General features: G+C 65.5%; 13 protein-coding genes. 5 read left to right on the forward strand and 8 right to left on the reverse strand.

What is annotated here, in order from left to right:
* Both ACNPP0_RS28420 and ACNPP0_RS28425 read left to right on the forward strand, forming a co-directional pair.
* A partial coding sequence (locus ACNPP0_RS28420; protein ID WP_448707772.1) for a hypothetical protein occupies positions 1–194 on the forward strand: 194 nt, incomplete at its 5' end.
* 27 nt (positions 195–221) lie between these two features.
* Positions 222–767 (forward strand): MarR family winged helix-turn-helix transcriptional regulator, encoded by a 546-nt coding sequence (locus ACNPP0_RS28425; protein ID WP_332611993.1) that lies wholly within the window; start codon positions 222–224, stop codon positions 765–767.
* Between the two features lie 69 nt (positions 768–836).
* Here ACNPP0_RS28425 and ACNPP0_RS28430 read toward each other — a convergent pair whose 3' ends face one another.
* The 7 genes from ACNPP0_RS28430 to ACNPP0_RS28460 all read right to left on the reverse strand — a co-directional run bounded on the left by ACNPP0_RS28430 (position 837) and on the right by ACNPP0_RS28460 (position 11,492).
* Complete coding sequence (locus ACNPP0_RS28430; RefSeq protein ID WP_448707773.1) at positions 837–2,525, reverse strand: ABC transporter ATP-binding protein; 1,689 nt, start codon at positions 2,523–2,525, stop codon at positions 837–839.
* Positions 2,522–4,030: an ABC transporter permease gene (locus tag ACNPP0_RS28435; protein ID WP_448707774.1), complete on the reverse strand. Its 1,509-nt coding sequence runs from the start codon at positions 4,028–4,030 to the stop codon at positions 2,522–2,524. Before ACNPP0_RS28435 ends, ACNPP0_RS28430 begins: the two co-directional genes overlap by 4 nt.
* A gap of 5 nt (positions 4,031–4,035) precedes the next feature.
* The gene (locus tag ACNPP0_RS28440) at positions 4,036–5,013 is read right to left on the reverse strand and encodes an ABC transporter permease (protein WP_104144273.1); all 978 of its coding nucleotides are present in this window, start codon (positions 5,011–5,013) and stop codon (positions 4,036–4,038) included.
* Entirely contained in the window at positions 5,010–7,244 is a 2,235-nt protein-coding gene (locus ACNPP0_RS28445) for an ABC transporter substrate-binding protein (RefSeq protein ID WP_448707775.1), read from the reverse strand. The genes ACNPP0_RS28440 and ACNPP0_RS28445 overlap by 4 nt, the downstream gene beginning before the upstream one ends.
* 104 nt (positions 7,245–7,348) lie before the next feature.
* Entirely contained in the window at positions 7,349–7,999 is a 651-nt protein-coding gene (locus tag ACNPP0_RS28450) for a thermonuclease family protein (RefSeq protein ID WP_448707776.1), read from the reverse strand.
* A gap of 168 nt (positions 8,000–8,167) precedes the next feature.
* Positions 8,168–9,220: a magnesium and cobalt transport protein CorA gene (locus ACNPP0_RS28455; protein ID WP_332611988.1), complete on the reverse strand. Its 1,053-nt coding sequence runs from the start codon at positions 9,218–9,220 to the stop codon at positions 8,168–8,170.
* Between the two features lie 64 nt (positions 9,221–9,284).
* Positions 9,285–11,492 (reverse strand): ATP-dependent helicase, encoded by a 2,208-nt coding sequence (locus ACNPP0_RS28460; protein ID WP_332611986.1) that lies wholly within the window; start codon positions 11,490–11,492, stop codon positions 9,285–9,287.
* A gap of 91 nt (positions 11,493–11,583) precedes the next feature.
* On the opposite strand from ACNPP0_RS28460, the gene ACNPP0_RS28465 reads away from it, so the two are divergent.
* On the forward strand, positions 11,584–12,480 hold the full coding sequence (locus tag ACNPP0_RS28465) for a DUF72 domain-containing protein (RefSeq protein ID WP_332611985.1): 897 nt from the start codon (positions 11,584–11,586) through the stop codon (positions 12,478–12,480).
* 10 nt (positions 12,481–12,490) lie between these two features.
* On the opposite strand, the gene pdxR is transcribed toward ACNPP0_RS28465, so the two are convergent.
* Entirely contained in the window at positions 12,491–13,984 is a 1,494-nt protein-coding gene (gene pdxR / locus ACNPP0_RS28470) for a MocR-like pyridoxine biosynthesis transcription factor PdxR (protein ID WP_442880371.1), read from the reverse strand.
* Between the two features lie 95 nt (positions 13,985–14,079).
* Here pdxR and ACNPP0_RS28475 point away from each other — a divergent pair, with 95 nt between their 5' ends.
* A complete protein-coding gene (locus tag ACNPP0_RS28475) occupies positions 14,080–15,342 on the forward strand; it encodes a 4-aminobutyrate--2-oxoglutarate transaminase (RefSeq protein ID WP_448707777.1) in 1,263 nt (420 codons plus the stop codon).
* 159 nt (positions 15,343–15,501) lie between these two features.
* Complete coding sequence (locus ACNPP0_RS28480; protein WP_219990574.1) at positions 15,502–16,971, forward strand: NAD-dependent succinate-semialdehyde dehydrogenase; 1,470 nt, start codon at positions 15,502–15,504, stop codon at positions 16,969–16,971.
* Positions 16,972–16,987 lie beyond the last annotated feature (16 nt).

Genomic DNA, 16,987 nt, shown 5'->3' on the forward strand with positions numbered 1-16,987 from the left:
CCGGCGCCGGGGCCGGTGCGGCAGCCGGCGGCGCGGCGGGTGCCGGCGCGGCAAGCAACGGGGGTCTGCTGGGCGGTCTGCTGGGTGGGGTTACCAGCAGCTTGAACGGCGGTTCAACGGCGGGCGGCACCTCGGGTGGCGCTGCCAACGGCGGATTGCTGGGCGGTTTGCTCGGCGGTCTGGCCAAAAAGTAAACAACTGATCCGCCTAGGAGCGAAATCATGCTGCAACAAGAAACGATCGCCCACCATGAGCATGTGACCGTGATGCCAGAATCCCGCACGAATGAATTGCGACCGGGCATGCTCGACGATATCGCCCTGATGTTGGGACGACAGTTCTCGGTGTACAACGCCGCGTGCCAGTCGGCCCTGGCGGACAAGCTGGGCATCCCCCTGGCGGATCTGAAAGCGCTGGAACTGGTGATGGAGTTCGACGCCTTGCCCACCGGGCAACTGGCTCAGTTGATGGGAATCAGCTCGGGTGGCGCCACCGCCTTGATCAACCGGCTGGAGGCGGCTGGTTATGTGCAGCGCGGCCGCCACCCGCTGGACCGCCGGATGATCGTGATCCGGCCGGTCGAGGAACAGTGCCAGCACCTGGCGCAGGAGCGCCAGTGGGTCGCCGACGCGGTGATGTTGATGGCGCGACGCTACGACACCGCCGAACTGGAAACCGTGCATGCCTTCCTGGCGCAATGCGTGCGCGCCTTGCGGCACGACACCCTGGTCTGGCTGGAAACGCCGACGTCCCATCACGAGCTTTGACGCGGCGGGCGTCTCACCAGGACGCCACCCCGCCACGCGCCCTGATTCTCCCGGATCAGGGCGCGTTTTTCATGGGCCGAACTGCAAGCGCGGCACGGCCGCAAGCAAACGCTGGGTCAGTGGCTGGCGTGGCGCATGCAGCACGGTATCGGCGTCGCCAAGCTCGACGATGCGTCCGCCGTCCATGACCGCGATGCGGTCGGCCAGATATTCCACCACCCCGAAGTTATGCGTGATGAACAGATAGGCGATGCCCAGCTCGTCCTGGAGTTCACGCAGCAGGTCCAGGATCTGCGCCTGCACCGACACGTCCAGCGCGGACGTGGGTTCGTCGCAGATCAGCACCTTGGGCTCGACGGCAAGCGCCCGCGCGATGGCGATGCGTTGGCGTTGCCCGCCGGAAAATTCGTGCGGGTAGCGCGTTAGCGTGTTGGCCGGCAGGCCGACGCGTTCGATCAACTGCGCGGCATGGGAGGCGCGTGCCTGGGCGCTCATCGAACGCCGTAGCGATGCCAAACCTTCATCCAGGATGTCGCCCACGCGCATGCGCGGGTCCAGCGATGCGTAAGGGTCCTGGAACACGATCTGGATGTCTTGCCGCAGATCGCGCAGCGTGCGGCGGTCGGCCGTCAGCAAGTCCTTGCCTTGCAGCATGGCGCGGCCCGAAATGCGCGCGCCGTCGATCAGGCGCAACAGTGCCTTGCCGGTGGTTGTCTTGCCGCAACCGGACTCGCCCAGCAGGGCCAGCGTCTCGCCCGCGCGCAGCGTAAAGGTAACGCCGTCCACCGCCTTGACCCAGGACACGACACGCCGCAAAGGCCCCTTGCGCACGGGGTAATGCACCTTCAGGTCTTGTACGTCCAGCACCATGTCGCCCGCGTTACCGGGCGCGCGTGGGCGGGCGCGCTCTGCCTTGCCGGCGCCGGCCTCGCGGCCTTGCCGGGACAGCGGCGCACCACGTTTGTCGAAGGTGGGAATGGCGTCGAACAACTGGCGTGCATACGGATGCTTGGGCGCGCGGAAGAATTCCTCGGCGCTGGCGCTTTCCACGATTTCACCGCCACGCATCAGCGCGACGTGATGCGCCACGTTCTTGACCACGGCCAGATCGTGCGTGATCAACATCACCGCCATGCCCATTTCGCGCTGGATGTCGGCCAGCAAGTCCAGCACCTGCGCCTGCACGGTCACGTCCAGTGCGGTGGTGGGCTCGTCGGCGATCAACAGCAGCGGCTCGGCCGCCAAGGCGATGGCGATCATCACGCGCTGCTTCTGCCCGCCCGAAAACTGGAATGGGTAGTCGTCCACACGGCGCTCGGGCTCGGGAATGCCCACGCGGCGCAGCCAGTCGATGGCACGCGCGCGCGCCGTCGCGCCGCGCAAAGGCGTATGCGCCGTCAGCGTTTCAATGATCTGGTCGCCCACGCGCATGACCGGGTTCAGGCTGGTGGACGGCTCCTGGAAGATGATGCCGATACGGCCGCCACGCACGCCGCGCATTGCGCTTTCCGGCAGGCGGTTCAGGTCCTGGCCATCCAGGTCGATCTGCCCGCCCACGATGCGGCCCGCGTCGGGCAGCAAGCGCAACAGCGCCAGCGCCGTCATGCTCTTGCCGCAACCCGATTCGCCCACCAGCGCGAAGGTCTGGCGTTGCGAAATGGCCAGCTCCAGGCGCTTGACCGCGTGCGTCATGCCGCTTTCCCCGGCTATGTCCACGTCCAGGCCGCGTACGTCCAGCAAGATGGAATCCTGGCTCATGGCGCTTCTCCGGATTTCGACGGACGCGGCTCGGCGGCCAGCGTCTGGCGGCGGCCAAACCAGCCGCCCAGGCGCGCCATGCGGCTGGGTTTGTAGCGGCGCGTACGCGGATCGAACGCGTCGCGCACGGCATCGGCAAACAGGTTGGCCGCCAGCACCAGCGCCAGCATGAACAGGAATGCGGTCATCAGGCTCCACCAGATCATGGGATCGCGCGACATTTCCAGGCGCGCCCCGTCAATCATCGAACCAAAGGAATTCATGCTGGGGTCCACGCCGATGCCCAGGTAAGACAGCACGGCCTCGTACAGGACCAGCCCCGAGAATTCCAGCACCACCGTAATCAGCACCAGATGCGCCACGTTGGGCAGCAGGTGGCGCGTCATGATGCGCCAGTGCGACACGCCGAATGCACGCGCCGCCTGCACGTATTCCAGCTCGCGCAGCTTCAGGGTTTCGGCGCGCAGCAGACGGCACAGGCCGGCCCAGCCGGTCAGCCCAAGAATCATGCACAGCAGGAACAGACGCAGGTCGGCGCGGGCGACAGAGGTGTCGAACAGGTCGGCATGGTTGTCGATGTACACCTGCATCATCAGCGCGCAGGCGGCCACCAGCAGCACGCCGGGAATTGATGTGATGGTGGTGTACAGGTACTGGATGGCGTCGTCGACCTTGCCCTTGAAATACCCGGCCGCGATGCCGAAGATGATGGCGGGCGGCAGCATGGCGATGGTGGTCAGGCTGCCGATGACAAGCGCCGTGCGGATGCTTTTCAGCGCTTGCCACAGCACGTCGTTGCCGATGCGGTCGGTGCCCAGCGCGTGGTAGCCGCTGGACAGGCCGGCCAGCCCCCCCGCCGTCAGGCACAGCAAGGTGAACGTGATGGCCATCGCGCGCCAGGGCACGTCGGAATCGCCGGCCAGCAAAATCCGCGCCGCCTGCCTGCCCGACCGCGCGCGCCGCGCCAGCAAGGCAAACAGCACGGCGGCGCATAGCAACGCCACCGCCAGGCCGCCGGCCAGCCCCCAGCCCAGGCGCTTCAACACGTCAGGCACATGCTGGGTATCCGGATCGGTCACGTGCGTGGCGGCGCCGCGCAGGCGCGGGAAGTCTCGCACCGGCTTGTCGTTGACCAGCATGGTTTCTTTCAGGAACAGCTTCACGGCCAAGGGCTGCGAGTAGTTTCTTTCGGGTTGCGTCAGCACGGTGCCGGCCAGCAGACCGTCAAGCGCCGACTTGACCACGGGCGCGTAGATGGGCGCCGCGTCGGCGGCGGCGCCGGGCGCGGGCGGAAGTTGCGGGCGATAGTGCACGGAATCCAGCAGCCCCACCACGGTGAACGCGGCAAGAATGACGGCCGAGCACATTGCCGGCGTGTCACGCGCGACACGCCCCCAAGTGGCGCGCAGATTCGGGCTGCGGCGCACGTGCCAGACATAGGCCAGCGCCCCCAGCACCATGAGCCACAGCGCGATGTCGGTCCAAAGGAAGACGATCTTGGGCATGGCGGCTACTCGAATCGAACGCGGGGGTCAGCCAGCGTGTAGGAAATGTCGGCCAGGATCAGCCCCACGATGTAGAGCGCGGCGCCCAGGAACACCATGGCGCGCACCACCGAAAAGTCCTGCGCGTTGATGGCGTCGATGGTGTAGCTGCCCAGGCCGGGGATGCCGAAGAAAGATTCGGCGATCAGGCTGCCCATGAACAGCAGCGGCAAGGCGGCCACCGTGCTGGTCAGGATGGGCAGCATTGCGTTGCGCAGCACGTGCCGAAACAGCACGACGCGTTCGGCCAGGCCCTTGGCGCGCGCGGTGCGCACGTAGTCCTTGCCGATTTCTTCCAGGAACAGCGTGCGGTAGAAGCGCGCCTCGGGCCCCAGCCGCGACACAATCGCGATCAGCACCGGCAGCGCCAGGAACTTGACCACGTCCAGCCCGCCTGAAAATCCCGAGAACGGCACCAGCCGCATCAGTTTGGCAAACACCCACTGCCCCGCGATGATGTAGAACAGGCTGGAAATGGACAGCAGCAGCACGCAGACGACCACGCCCCAGAAGTCCAGCCGCGTGGCGCGAAAATACACCAGCGTCAATGAAAAAACGATGCTGACAAACAGGCCCAGGATGAAGGTGGGCACGGCCAGCGCCAGGCTGGGGCCCATGCGGGTCTGGATCTCGCGGCCGATGTCGCGCCCGCTGTCCGATGCGCCGAATTCCATGGCCAGCAGCGGCACCGAGCGCTGGTAGAAGATGGTGTCGGTCAATTGCGCCGTGCCCTGCGCGCGTTCGTTGAAGAACAGCGGTTTGTCGTAGCCGCGTTCCACCTTCCATTTTTCCACCGCGTCCTGGCTGGCGCGCTGGCCGCCGATGGCCAGGCGCGCCATGTCGTCGGGCGTATTCACGGCAAAGAACAGGATGAACGTGAACAGGTTGACGCCGATCAGAATCAGCACGCCATACAACAGCCGGCGAATGACATAGCCGATCATGATTGATGCTCCTTGCGGACAGCCGGGCCGAAGGCGGTCTGGCGTTCGCGGCGTTTAAGCGCCACGTACGAAGGCCAGATCGCCAGCGCCAACAGCAGCACGAACAGGCCGATGGGCCACCATCTTGGGACGTTCCATTCATCGATCTTCTGCTGGCGCAGCGCGGGATCGATCTTCATGTATTGCAGGGTATTGCGCACCATCTGCGTGGGTTTGGCGTTGCCGACCCACTGCTGATAGGCGCCGCCCGACATCGGAAAATAGCCGAACATCCAGGGCGCATCCCGCTGCACCACCGCCACCATCTTGGCGATCAGCTGTTCTTTCTCGGGGCCGTCGTCCAGGAACTTCATCTGTTCGAACAGCTTGTCGAATTCCGGGCTTTCGTAGTTGGCCGCGTTTTCGCCGCCCCCGCGCGCCTTGGCGTTGGGGCCGTACAGCAGAAACAGAAAGTTCTCGGCGTCCGGGTAATCCGCGTTCCAGCCCCACAGGAAGATCTGCGCGGCGCCGCGTTTCATCTTGTCCTGAAAGCGGTTGTAGTCGGTAGAACGCACGTCCAGCTGCACGCCGATCTTGGCCATCTGCCGGCGCATCCAGTCAAAACGCGGGTTCGACCCGCCGCCCTGCATGGCGTCGTAATACAGCACCAGCGGCGCGCCGGTCTTGGCGTTGCGGCCGTCCGGGTAGCCAGCTTCGGCCAAGAGGCGCTTGGCCACGTCGACGGACTTGCGCACGGGTTTGCCGTCGACCAGGTCGTACACCACCGGGTTCACGCCTTCAGGCGGATCGCGGTAGCCCAGCACGCCGGGAGGCACCGGGCCCTGGGCCACGGACGCCTGATCGTTTTCAAAGACCGTGACAAATTCTTCCCAGTCGAACACGATGCTGATGGCCTGGCGCAGCTTGCGGTTCTTTTCCGCCTGCTCGGGCGTGTCGCCCTTGCCCACCACCGGGTCCAGCCAGTTAAAGCCCATGTACCAGTTGGCGGTTTCCACCGTGGTAGGCAGGCGGATGCCGTGTTCGCGGTACTGTTTGGCCTTGTCCTGGCTGTCGCCCGCCGCCACCAGCATGGCCACCCCGTATTCGCCGCGTTCGATTTGCGGCACGTCGTAGTAGCCCTGCATGAATTTGCCGATCAGCGGGATGGCTTCTTTTTCCAGGCTGAAGACCGCGCGGTCGATGAAGGGCGTGGGCCTGCCGCAATCAGCCAGCATGCCCGCTTCCTTGTCGCCGGGTTCGCCTTCGCAGGGGTAGGCTTCGCCATGGAAGTTGGGGTTGCGCACCAGCACGTGGCGCCGGTTCTGCAACGATTCCGCCATCATGTACGGTCCGGTGCCGACCGGCCAGGTGTTCAACGACAGATCATGCGCGGCCATGCCGGGCTGGCTGTAGAAGCGGTCGGCCTCCCAGGGGATGGGTGCCGTGAAGGTCATCGCCAGCCAGTACTTGAACTGCGGGTACTTGCCTTTGACGCGGATGCGCAGCGTGTGCGGGTCCAGCGCCTGGATGCCGGTGAAGCCGTCGGCGTCGCGCAAGTCCAGCCACGACGCGGCGCCGCCGCCGGGCAGGTCGCGGCGCAGTTCCTGGTCGCGCTTGCGCAGGCGGTCGCCGTATTCCTGCATGCCGACCACGTGGTCCGCCATCACCGAATAGATGGGCGACACCACGCGCGGGCTGGCCAGCCGGCGAAACGCATAGACGTAGTCGTCCGCCGTCAGCTCGCGCGTGCCGGTGCGCGGAAAGTCGGGGATGTAGTACTTGTCTTTTAGGTCGTCTTCGGAAATCGGAAAGTAGTCGTAGCTGCCGTCCGTCTTGCGGGCGAACGCGGGGTGCGGCTGGTAGCGCACGCCTGGGCGGATCTTGATGTCGTAGATGCTTTCAGCGATTTGTTCGCCCGGCGCATCGGCGGGCAAGGGCTTGCCCTGAGCGTCCAGATACTGCGGCGGATCAATGGTTTGCGCGGCGCGCGGCACCAGCTCGTAGGGCCGTTTCAGGTAGTGATACCCGTACAACGGCTCGTAGATGTTGTAGGTATAAGGGGTTTCGTCGCCGGAATAAGAGCTTGCCGGGTCCAGGTATTTGGGCGAACGCTGGACAAACGCGGAATAAAGCGTGTTCTGGCTTTCGGCGCCGGACGGATACGGGCTGTTGATCGGGCTTTCTTGAGAGCAGCCCGCCAGCGCCAGCAACATCAGCATGGCTGTCGCCCTGAGCCGCTTCATTGCAAGCATGGAAACCTTCCCTTCAAAACGTTGCGACAGAGGATAGCAAAGGCGGGACGCAGCCAGTACCCAGGCATGCCCTAGCGGGGCCAAGGGACGGCCGCCGCCGCCCATCACCCGCACTGGCGCTGGCGCCAGCAGTCATAGCGCCACTTCCAGGGTTGCATGGCGCCCTCTTTGGCCCAAAGGCCGCGCTTGGCGTCCTGGGCTTGGCGTTGCAAACCCGTCATGGCCTTGTCGCGCAGGTAATCGCCGCGTCTGGCCGTGTAGGCCCAGGCGTAGCCGGACTGCACCTGCAAACGGTTGGCCGAGCGGCCGTCATCCAGAATCAGCGCGCACACGTCGCGGCCGTACTGGTCTTGTTCGTAGCATTGGGCGGTCAGGGTCTTGCCGGCGACCAGATCCGCCAGGTTCTTGCGGGATGCTTCGGCAAAGGGCTGGCCGGGCTGATCAGCGCCATGGCCTTCTTCAGGCGCATCGATGCTGTCCATGCGAATGCGCCGCTGGCCGTCGCGTGCGCGCAGCGTGACGGTGTCGCCGTCGGCCACATTGACGATCGCGCCGGTCAGCGTGTAGCTGCCGGGCGGTATGCCGTCGGCCGAGGGCGGGCGCGCGTCGGCCGAGGGCGGGCGCGACGGGCTGGATGAATCGCCCTGGCCCGACGGCTGTAGCCAATTGACGATGGCGCCGGCCGCCGCAAGAATCAAGGCAATGATCAGGGCGGTCAGCTTGCCGCCGCCGCGAAATGGGGGTTTGCCACGCACCGGCCGGGCTCCAGGTAAGAAACGCGGCAAGTGTGCCACAGGCGGTCCGCATTTCGGCAAATACAGCGTACGGAAATGTCCCGGTCGCTTGCCCTGCCGAACGTCTCGCCCCCCAGCCGCCCAGGCTTGCTTCCTGACCTGGCGTGCGCGTGGTTGCCTGCCCGCCCTTTATAGCCAGCCGGACTTGCGGAACCGCCAGTACAGAACCGAACAGATCGACGCGATGACGCCCAGCGTGATGGGATAGCCCCAGGGCGACTTCAGTTCCGGCATGAACTCGAAGTTCATGCCATAGATGCCGGCAATCGCGGTGGGCACGGCCAGGATGGCGGCCCAGGACGCCAGCTTGCGCGTCGTGTCGTTCTGCGCCGCCTGGCCGATCATCAGGCTGGCTTCGAAGGCGAACGCCAGCGATTCCCGCAGCGCATTGAACAGCTCGTCCACACGCAGGACGCGGTCGGCGACTTCGCCGAAATACGGGCGAGCGTGCTCGTCCACCGCCGACATCTCGACGCGCGCCAGTCGACGGCAGATTTCCGCCATCGGCGACACGACGGTGTGGATGCGCAACAGGTCGCGGCGCTGGCGATACAGCTTGCGGATATCGGAATCCTTGGCGCCACGGATCAGCAGCTTCTGTTCGGCGCCTTCGACCACGCTTTCGATCTTGCCGGCCGCCGCCACGTAGCGGTCAACCAGCCAGTCCAGCACTTCGGACGCCACGTAGTCGCTGCCGCGCTTGAGCAGGTCGGGCGAGGCTTCCAGACGTTCGCGCAGCGGGCTGTGCGCCGCGGTGGCGCCGCGCCGCACGGTGACCAGAAAGCCGTCGCCGATCAAGAGCTGGGTTTCGCCGAAGACGGGCCGTTCGGCCTCGACCTCGACGGTGATGGTCACGATCAGGACCATGTTGCCGTAGTCGATGATCTTGGGCCGCCGATGCGGCTCAAGCATCTCTTCCTGGTTCTTGCCACAAGCGCCCAATTCACCCGTGACGCGGGCCAGCAATTCGGGCGTGGGGTTGCGCAGGCCGATCCACAGCATGCCGGGCGGTTGCCCGGGGCTTAGTCCGCTTGATTGGCCACTGTTCTGGCTGCTATACCGGCCGATGTGCTGCCCGACTTCATCGATGGGTACTTCGCGGTCGCGGCGGCCGTTCACATAGGCGATGGACGCCACCACCTCGCCCTTGTGGACGTCGGCGAAATTCTCTTCAGCAGACATGGATACCCTTTGGCAATGCGAGCCCTACGGCACAACTTATGGCATCGGCCGATGATAGCGCAGGCTATGAGAACAGGTTGCGCACCCTGCGGGTGACGTCGATGGCCGGAGCCTGCGCCTCTTTGGGCTGCGCGCCGGCAGGCAGGTCGCCCAGCGCCGGCGGCCGGGGCAGGTGTTCAAACAGCGGCAGCATGGCGTTGGTGATGTAGCGCGTGCGCGAACCGTACACATGGCGGTCGCCCATGCCCGTCTGCTGGTGCACGTAAAAGCGCTGCGGCACGATCAGTTGCAGCCGTTCCTTGGCGCGCGTCATGGCCACGTACAACAGGCGCCGTTCTTCTTCGATCTCTTCGGCGGTGCCGGTGCTCATGTCGGACGGGATGCAGCCATCGACCACGTTCAGCACATAAACAGCCTTCCATTCCTGGCCCTTGGCCGAGTGAATGGTGGACAGGATCATGTAGTCCTCGTCGCGCGAGGGCGCGCCGGATTCGTCGCTGGTGGCGTCGGGGGGATCCAGCGTCAACTCGGTCAAAAAGCGTTCGCGCGACGGGTAGCCCGCCGCCAGCCGCACCAGCTGGTCCAGGTCGGTCTTGCGCACCCGCGCATCGTCATACAGGCGTTCAAGCTGGCCGGCGTACCAGCGCAGCGCCAGATCCACGTCGGCGGGCCAGCGCAGGCCCGGGTCGCACAGGGCCGCATAGGTGTCGGCGAAGGCGCCCCATTCCTGCTGGGCCGCCGCGCCGGGTTTGAACTCGCGCAGCGCGCGCAGCGGCTCGGGGCTGGCGGCCATGGCGTCCATCAGCTTGCCGGCGGTGGCCGGGCCGATGCCGGGCATCAGTTGCGCGACGCGAAAACCCGCCATGCGACCACGCGGGTTCTCGGCCCAACGCAACAGCGACAGCAGGTCCTTGACATGCGCGGCTTCCAGAAAGCGCAGCCCGCCAAACTTGACGAAGGGAATATTGCGCCGGGTCAGCTCCAGTTCCAACGCGGCGCTATGGCTGGCCGTGCGAAACAGCGCGGCTTGCGACTTCAGGGTGGCGCCGCCCTCGCGCTGCGCCAGCACCTGGTCGGCGACCCAACGCGCCTGCCCGGCTTCGTCGCTGACGGTGACCAGTTCGGGCAACTGCGACGAGACGCGATCGGTCCAGAGGTCTTTGGCGAAGCGTTCGGTGGCCAGGCCGATCACGGCGTTGGACGCATTCAGGATGGGCTGGGTCGACCGGTAGTTGCGGTCCAGCGTGATGACGCGGGCGGGTTTGGGAAACTGCGCGGGAAAATCCAGGATGTTGCGCACGGTGGCGGCGCGGAACGAATAGATGGATTGCGCGTCATCGCCCACCACCGTCAGGCCGCGCCCGTCGGGCTTCATGGCCAGCAGAATGGCGGATTGCAGGCGGTTCGTGTCCTGGTATTCATCCACCAGCACGTGGTCAAAGCGCGCGCCCACATCGGCGGCGATGCCCGGGTCCGTCATCATCTCGGACCAATACAGCAGCAGGTCGTCGTAGTCGAGCACCTGCTGGTCCTGCTTGGCGGCCACATAGCCGCGAAACAGCGTCTTCAATTCTTCTTCCCACTGCGCGCACCAGGGGAATGACGTTTTCAGCACGTCGGCCACCGGGGTCTGGCTGTTGACCACGCGCGAATAAATCGCCAGGCAGGTGCCCTTCAAGGGAAATCGGGATTTGGTGGATGACAGGCCTTGTTCATGGCGGACCATGCCCATCAGGTCTTCGGCGTCGCCGCGATCATGAATGGTGAACGCTTCAGACAGGCCGATGCGCAGTGCGCAGTCGCGCAGCAGCCGCGCGCCGATTGCGTGGAAGGTGCCTGCCCAAGGCAGCGACGGCGCCTGCTGCGATCCGCGCAGGTTCATCACGCGTTGCAACACCGAGCCCACGCGCCGGTCCATTTCCTGGGCCGCGCGGCGCGAGAACGTCAGCAGCAGCATGCGCTGGGGGTCGGCGCCGTTCAGGATCAGGTGGGCCACGCGGTGCGCCAGCGTGTTGGTCTTGCCGGAGCCGGCCCCGGCGATCACCAGCAGCGGGCCGTCGTCGGCCGCCGCGTCCGCGGGCGAACTCAAGCCAGAACCCAGGCCCGTGCTTGAGCCTGCGCTTGAGCCTGCGCTTGAGCCTGCGCTTGAGCCCGCGCTTGAGCCCGCGCTTAAGCCCGACTTAACGCCGTATTCGGCGGCTTCGCGCTGGGCGGGGTTCAGATCGGCAAGGGGATCGGGGCGGGTGTTGGGAGAGGGGTCGTGGTCGGGCATGGCGGCAAGTAGGCCAAATGACTGGCTATTTATCCAGCTATCATAGCAGCGTCGTCGCCCTGCCCCACGCCCCATCCGCCACCCTTTTGTCATGCGTATCCTGACCGGCACCGCCTCCTGGACCGATCCTACCCTGCTTGCCTGCGGGCGCTTTTATCCGCCCGACGCGCGCGGCGCCGAGGCGCGGCTGCGCTTTTACGCGTCGCGCTTTTCGATGGCGGAAATCGATTCCAGCTACTACGCCCTGCCCTCGGCCAACAATGCCTACCTGTGGGCGCAGCGCACGCCGGATGACTTCGTCTTCAACATCAAGGCGTTCCGCTTGTTCACCGGCCACCAGACGCCGCTGGCTGCCCTGCCCGGGGACATCGCGCGCGAGCTTGACGATTGGCCGGACCCAATCATCTACCACCGCCAGATGCCCGAAGACCTGCGCGACGAAATGTGGCGCCGCTACCAACTGGCGCTGGAACCGCTGCGGATGCCGGGCAAGCTGGGCGCGGTGCATTTTCAATTTCCCCCGTGGATCCGGCGCGACGCGCGGGGACGCGCGCACGTGGCCGACTGCGCGGCGCGCATGCAAGAGCATCTGATTTCGGTGGAATTTCGCCATCGCAGCTGGTTCGACAGCCCGGGCGCCATCGCCGACACGCTGGCTTTCGAACGCGATCTGGGCGTGGTGCATACGGTGGTGGACGCGCCGCGGGGCTTTGAAAATACCGTGCCCGCCATCTGGGAAAGCACGCATCCCGATCTGACGCTGCTGCGACTGCATGGCCGCAATGCCGATGCATGGAACGCGTCGGGCAGCGCGTCGTCGGGCCGCTTTCAGTATGAATACACAGAGCAGGAGCTTGCCGAACTGGTTGAACGCTTCACGCGGCTGGCCACGCAAAGCAGCCAGGCGCATGCCGTTTTCAACACCAACTTCGAAGACCAGGGCATGCGCAACGCGGCGGCATTCGGCGCGGCGCTGCCGCTGTTCTAGGCGGGCCGCGTCAAGCGGCCGCGGGCTTGCGGGCCACTTCAGCCAGGCTTTCCAGCAGCACTTCAAACTTGCGCGCAATATCGTGTTCGGGCACACAGGCATAACCCAGCAGCAGGCCGGGCCGCCGCCCTTCGGCATTGACGTAGTAGCGCGACAGCGCGCGCGTCAGCACCCCCTTGCCGCGCGCCACGTCCACCACCCGCAGGTCGTCCATGTCCGGCGGCAGGGTCAGCACCAGGTGCAGACCGGCCATGCTGGCGTCGCGATGCAGCCATTCCGGCCCCAGCCGGCGTTCGATCAAATTGACCAGCATCGCGCGGCGCCGCCCGTACAGCATGCGCATGCGGCGGATGTGCGCGGCGTAATGGCCTTCGGAAATGAAGGTGGCCAGCGCCGCGTGCGTCATGAGATGGCCTTCGCGATACAGCTCGGCGTGCGCGGCCTGGAACGCGGCGGTCAGCGGCTTGGGCAAGACCAGATAGCCCACGCGCAAGCCCGGGTACAGCGTCTTGCTGAACGTGCCCATATAGATGACGGGCGCGTTGGGTTCCAGCCCCAGCAATGAGGCAATGGGCCGGCCCGAGAAGCGGAATTCGCTGTCGTAATCGTCTTCGATGATCCAGCTGCCGCTTTGCCGCGCCACGGCCAGCAACTGCCGGCGACGCGCCAGCGACATCACCGGACCCAGCGGATATTGATGCGACGGCGTGACGAAGATGAAGCGCGGCGGCGTGCCGCCGGGCTCGGGCAGGCGCATGCCCTCTTCGTCCACCGGCAGGTGCACGGTGTGCAGGCCGTTGACTTGCAGGATGGTGCGCGCGCCCCAGTAGCCCGGGTCTTCGACCCAGGCGGTTTCGCCGGCTTCGCCCAGGATGCGCGTAGTCAGGTCGATGGCCTGGTGCGAACCTTCGGTGATGATGATCTGATCAGGGTCGCAGTCGATGGAACGCGTCAGCGCCAGATGCTGGGCCAGCGCTTCGCGCAACGCGGGCAGGCCGCCGCCGTAGGCATAGGTCAAGAGATCGGGCGACGGGTTGCGCCATAGATTGCTGACGATGCGGCCAAATTTCTTGTGGGGAAATTCGGTCAGGTCGGGCACGCCGGGCATGAAGGCGCCCCACTGGTAGGGCGAAGCCGACACGCCTTCGACAATGGCCGCGCCGCGTGGTGACAGCGCGGGCCCCGGTTGCGCCTGCGCGGGCTGGCGCAGGCGCCGCCCGCTGGCCAGGTAGGAATCAGGCACCGACGCATTCACGAATGTGCCGTTGCCCTGGCGGCTGCGCGTATAGCCCTCGGCAAGCAACTGGCTATAGACGTGGACCACGGTATTGCGAGCAATGCCCAGCTCTGTTGCCAGGTCGCGGGACGCGGGCAAACGTGAGTCCGCGGCAATGGCTCCATCCAGGATCGCTTCGCGTATCCCACGGTACAAGCGCTTGTTCATGGGCTCGCTGGATCCGTCCGCCAGACGCAGCAGCAGCAAGTCACCTACAATGGACCGCAATTGGTTCTACCTGTTTTATCAAAGTGGTTCCCACAAATGGGGCCATCGTAGCATTAAATAAGGTTTTCCCGCCCACCCTGTTCATCGAGGCTGAGATGAAGAATCAAGACCTGAATACCCGCCGTTCTTTGGCCACGCCGCGCGGCGTTGGCGTCATGTGCGACTTCTACGCGGTGCGCGCCGAGAACGCCACGCTGTGGGACGCCAACGGCAAGGAATACATCGATTTCGCGGGCGGCATCGCGGTGCTCAACACCGGCCACCTGCACCCCAAGGTCAAGGCCGCCGTGGCCGCCCAGCTGGACAACTTCACGCACACGGCCTACCAGATCGTTCCGTACGAAAGCTACATTTCGCTGGCCGAACGCATCAACCGCCTGGCCCCCATCGACGGCCTGAAGAAAACCGCCTTCTTCACCACCGGCGTCGAAGCCGTTGAAAACGCCATCAAGATCGCACGTTCGTCCACGAGCCGTTCGGGCGTCATCGCGTTCTCGGGTTCGTTCCACGGCCGCACCATGCTGGGCATGGCGCTGACCGGCAAGGTTGCCCCGTACAAGCTGTCGTTCGGCCCGATGCCCGGCGACATCTATCACGTGCCGTTCCCCAACGCCACGCAGTCCATCACCGTTGCCGACTCGCTCAAGGCGCTGGACCTGCTGTTCAAGTGCGACATCGACCCCAAGCGCGTCGCCGCGATCATCATTGAACCGGTGCAAGGCGAAGGCGGCTTCAACATCACCCCGCCCGAACTGATGAGCGCGCTGCGCAAGCTCTGCGACGAGCACGGCATCCTGCTGATCGCCGACGAAGTGCAGACGGGCTTTGGCCGCACCGGCAAGCTCTACGCCATGGAACACCACTCGGTGCAAGCCGACCTGATCACCATGGCCAAGAGCCTGGGCGGCGGCTTCCCGATCTCGGGCGTGGGCGGCCGTGCCGACGTCATGGACGGCCCGGCAGCGGGCGGCCTGGGCGGCACGTACGCCGGCAACCCGCTGGCGGTGGCCGCGGCCCATGCCGTGCTGGACGTGATTGCCGAAGAAAAACTGTGCGACCGCGCCAACGTGCTGGGCGAGAAGCTGCGCGCCCACCTGGAAGGCCTGCGCGCCAAGGTGCCGGCCATTGCCGACGTGCGCGGCCTGGGTTCGATGGTGGCACTGGAACTGAACGACGCCAACGGCAAGCCGGACGCTGAAGCCGTCAAGCGCGTGCAGGCCCGCGCGCTGGAACAAGGGCTTATCCTGTTGAGCTGCGGCGTTTACGGCAACGTGCTGCGTTTCCTGTACCCGCTGACCATCCCCGACGCGCAGTTCGACCGCGCGCTGGAGATTCTGTCCGACGCACTGGCAGCGTAACGGTCTCGGCCTGAACCCTGTTCAAGGGGCCACAGGCACGGTGATTGCGGGCGTTGCGGATCTTTCCGCCGCGCCCGCTGCGCTTTACTGTTGCGCTTTACTGTTGCGCTTTCTTCGCTGCCTTGGCCCCGTTGAATCCCAATCAAGGAGACTTCAATAATGACCGCATTGACCCATCCCCTGTCGCGCCCCGATCTGCTGCGCGACGCCTGCTACATCGACGGCAAGTGGGTTGGCGCCGGCAACGGCGCATCGATCCCGGTTGACAACCCGTCCACCGGCAAGACCATCGTGTCCGTGCCCAAGCTGGGCCGCAAGGAAACCGAACAGGCCATCGCCAGCGCGCAGGCCGCGTTGCCCGCCTGGAGCGCCAAGACCGGCAAGGAACGCGCCGCGATCCTGCTGAAGTGGTCGCAGCTGATGATGCAGAACCAGCAAGACCTGGCTGCAATCATGACGTCGGAACAAGGCAAGCCGGTGACCGAGGCCGCAGGCGAAATCGCCTACGCCGCATCGTTCCTGGAATGGTTTGCCGAAGAAGCCAAGCGCATCGACGGCGACGTGCTGCAAAGCCCGAAGGCCGGCCAACGCCTGTTGGCGCTGAAGCAGCCCATTGGCGTCACCGCCGCCATCACGCCGTGGAACTTCCCGGCCGCCATGATCACCCGCAAGGTCGGCCCGGCACTGGCCGCCGGCTGCACGATGGTAGTCAAGCCGGCGCAGCAGACGCCGCTGACGGCACTGGCGCTGGCCGTGCTGGCCGAAGAAGCCGGCGTTCCGGCAGGCGTGTTCCACGTCATCACCGGCAGCTCGCGCGATATCGGCGCAGCGCTGTGCGAAAGCGATGTGGTGCGCAAGCTGAGCTTCACGGGTTCCACCGAAGTGGGCCGCACGCTGATGGAGCAATGCGCGCCCACAATCAAGAAGCTGTCGCTGGAACTGGGCGGCAACGCGCCGTTCATCGTGTTCGACGACGCCGACCTGGACCGCGCGGTTGACGGCATCCTGGCCTCGAAGTACCGCAACGCCGGCCAGACGTGCGTCTGCGCCAACCGCATCTACGTGCAAGCCGGCGTGTACGAGGAAATCGCCACGCGCCTGGTCGCCAAGGTCAACGCCATGAAGGTCGGCGACGGCTTTGAAGACGGCGTCACGCAAGGCCCGCTGATCGACACCAACGCCATCGAAAAGGTGCAAGAGCACATCGCCGACGCCACCTCGCACGGCGCCAAGGTCATTGCCGGCGGCAAGCCGCATGCGCTGGGCGGCACGTTCTTCGAACCCACGGTGGTGCGCGACGTGACGCAATCGATGCGCTTTGCCACCGAAGAAACCTTCGGCCCGGTAGCCCCGCTGTTCCGCTTCGACACCGAAGAAGAAGTCATCGGCATGGCCAATGACACCATCTTCGGTCTGGCCGCGTACTTCTTCACGCGCGACTACGCCCGCATCTGGCGCGTGTCCGAAGCGCTGGAATACGGCATCGTAGGCATCAACACCGGCCTGATTTCCAACGAAGTCGGCCCGTTCGGCGGCGTCAAGCAGTCTGGCCTGGGCCGTGAAGGTTCCAAGTACGGCATCGAGGAATACCTCGAAATCAAGTACCTGTGCGTGGACCTGGGCGCCTGAGGCCCCAGCCCGGGGG

The sequence above is a fragment of the Achromobacter semiaridum genome (genome assembly GCF_053543755.1).

What these genes read in the sequence shown, in the direction of transcription:
- ACNPP0_RS28425 (WP_332611993.1), top strand. Translation starts at nt 222, where the DNA reads ATGCTGCAACAAGAAACGATCGCCCACCATGAGCATGTGACCGTGATG.
- ACNPP0_RS28475 (WP_448707777.1), top strand. Translation starts at nt 14,080, where the DNA reads ATGAAGAATCAAGACCTGAATACCCGCCGTTCTTTGGCCACGCCGCGC.
- ACNPP0_RS28440 (WP_104144273.1), bottom strand. Translation starts at nt 5,013, where the DNA reads ATGATCGGCTATGTCATTCGCCGGCTGTTGTATGGCGTGCTGATTCTG.
- ACNPP0_RS28465 (WP_332611985.1), top strand. Translation starts at nt 11,584, where the DNA reads ATGCGTATCCTGACCGGCACCGCCTCCTGGACCGATCCTACCCTGCTT.
- ACNPP0_RS28430 (WP_448707773.1), bottom strand. Translation starts at nt 2,525, where the DNA reads ATGAGCCAGGATTCCATCTTGCTGGACGTACGCGGCCTGGACGTGGAC.
- ACNPP0_RS28480 (WP_219990574.1), top strand. Translation starts at nt 15,502, where the DNA reads ATGACCGCATTGACCCATCCCCTGTCGCGCCCCGATCTGCTGCGCGAC.
- ACNPP0_RS28435 (WP_448707774.1), bottom strand. Translation starts at nt 4,030, where the DNA reads ATGCCCAAGATCGTCTTCCTTTGGACCGACATCGCGCTGTGGCTCATG.
- ACNPP0_RS28445 (WP_448707775.1), bottom strand. Translation starts at nt 7,244, where the DNA reads ATGCTTGCAATGAAGCGGCTCAGGGCGACAGCCATGCTGATGTTGCTG.
- ACNPP0_RS28460 (WP_332611986.1), bottom strand. Translation starts at nt 11,492, where the DNA reads ATGCCCGACCACGACCCCTCTCCCAACACCCGCCCCGATCCCCTTGCC.
- ACNPP0_RS28455 (WP_332611988.1), bottom strand. Translation starts at nt 9,220, where the DNA reads ATGTCTGCTGAAGAGAATTTCGCCGACGTCCACAAGGGCGAGGTGGTG.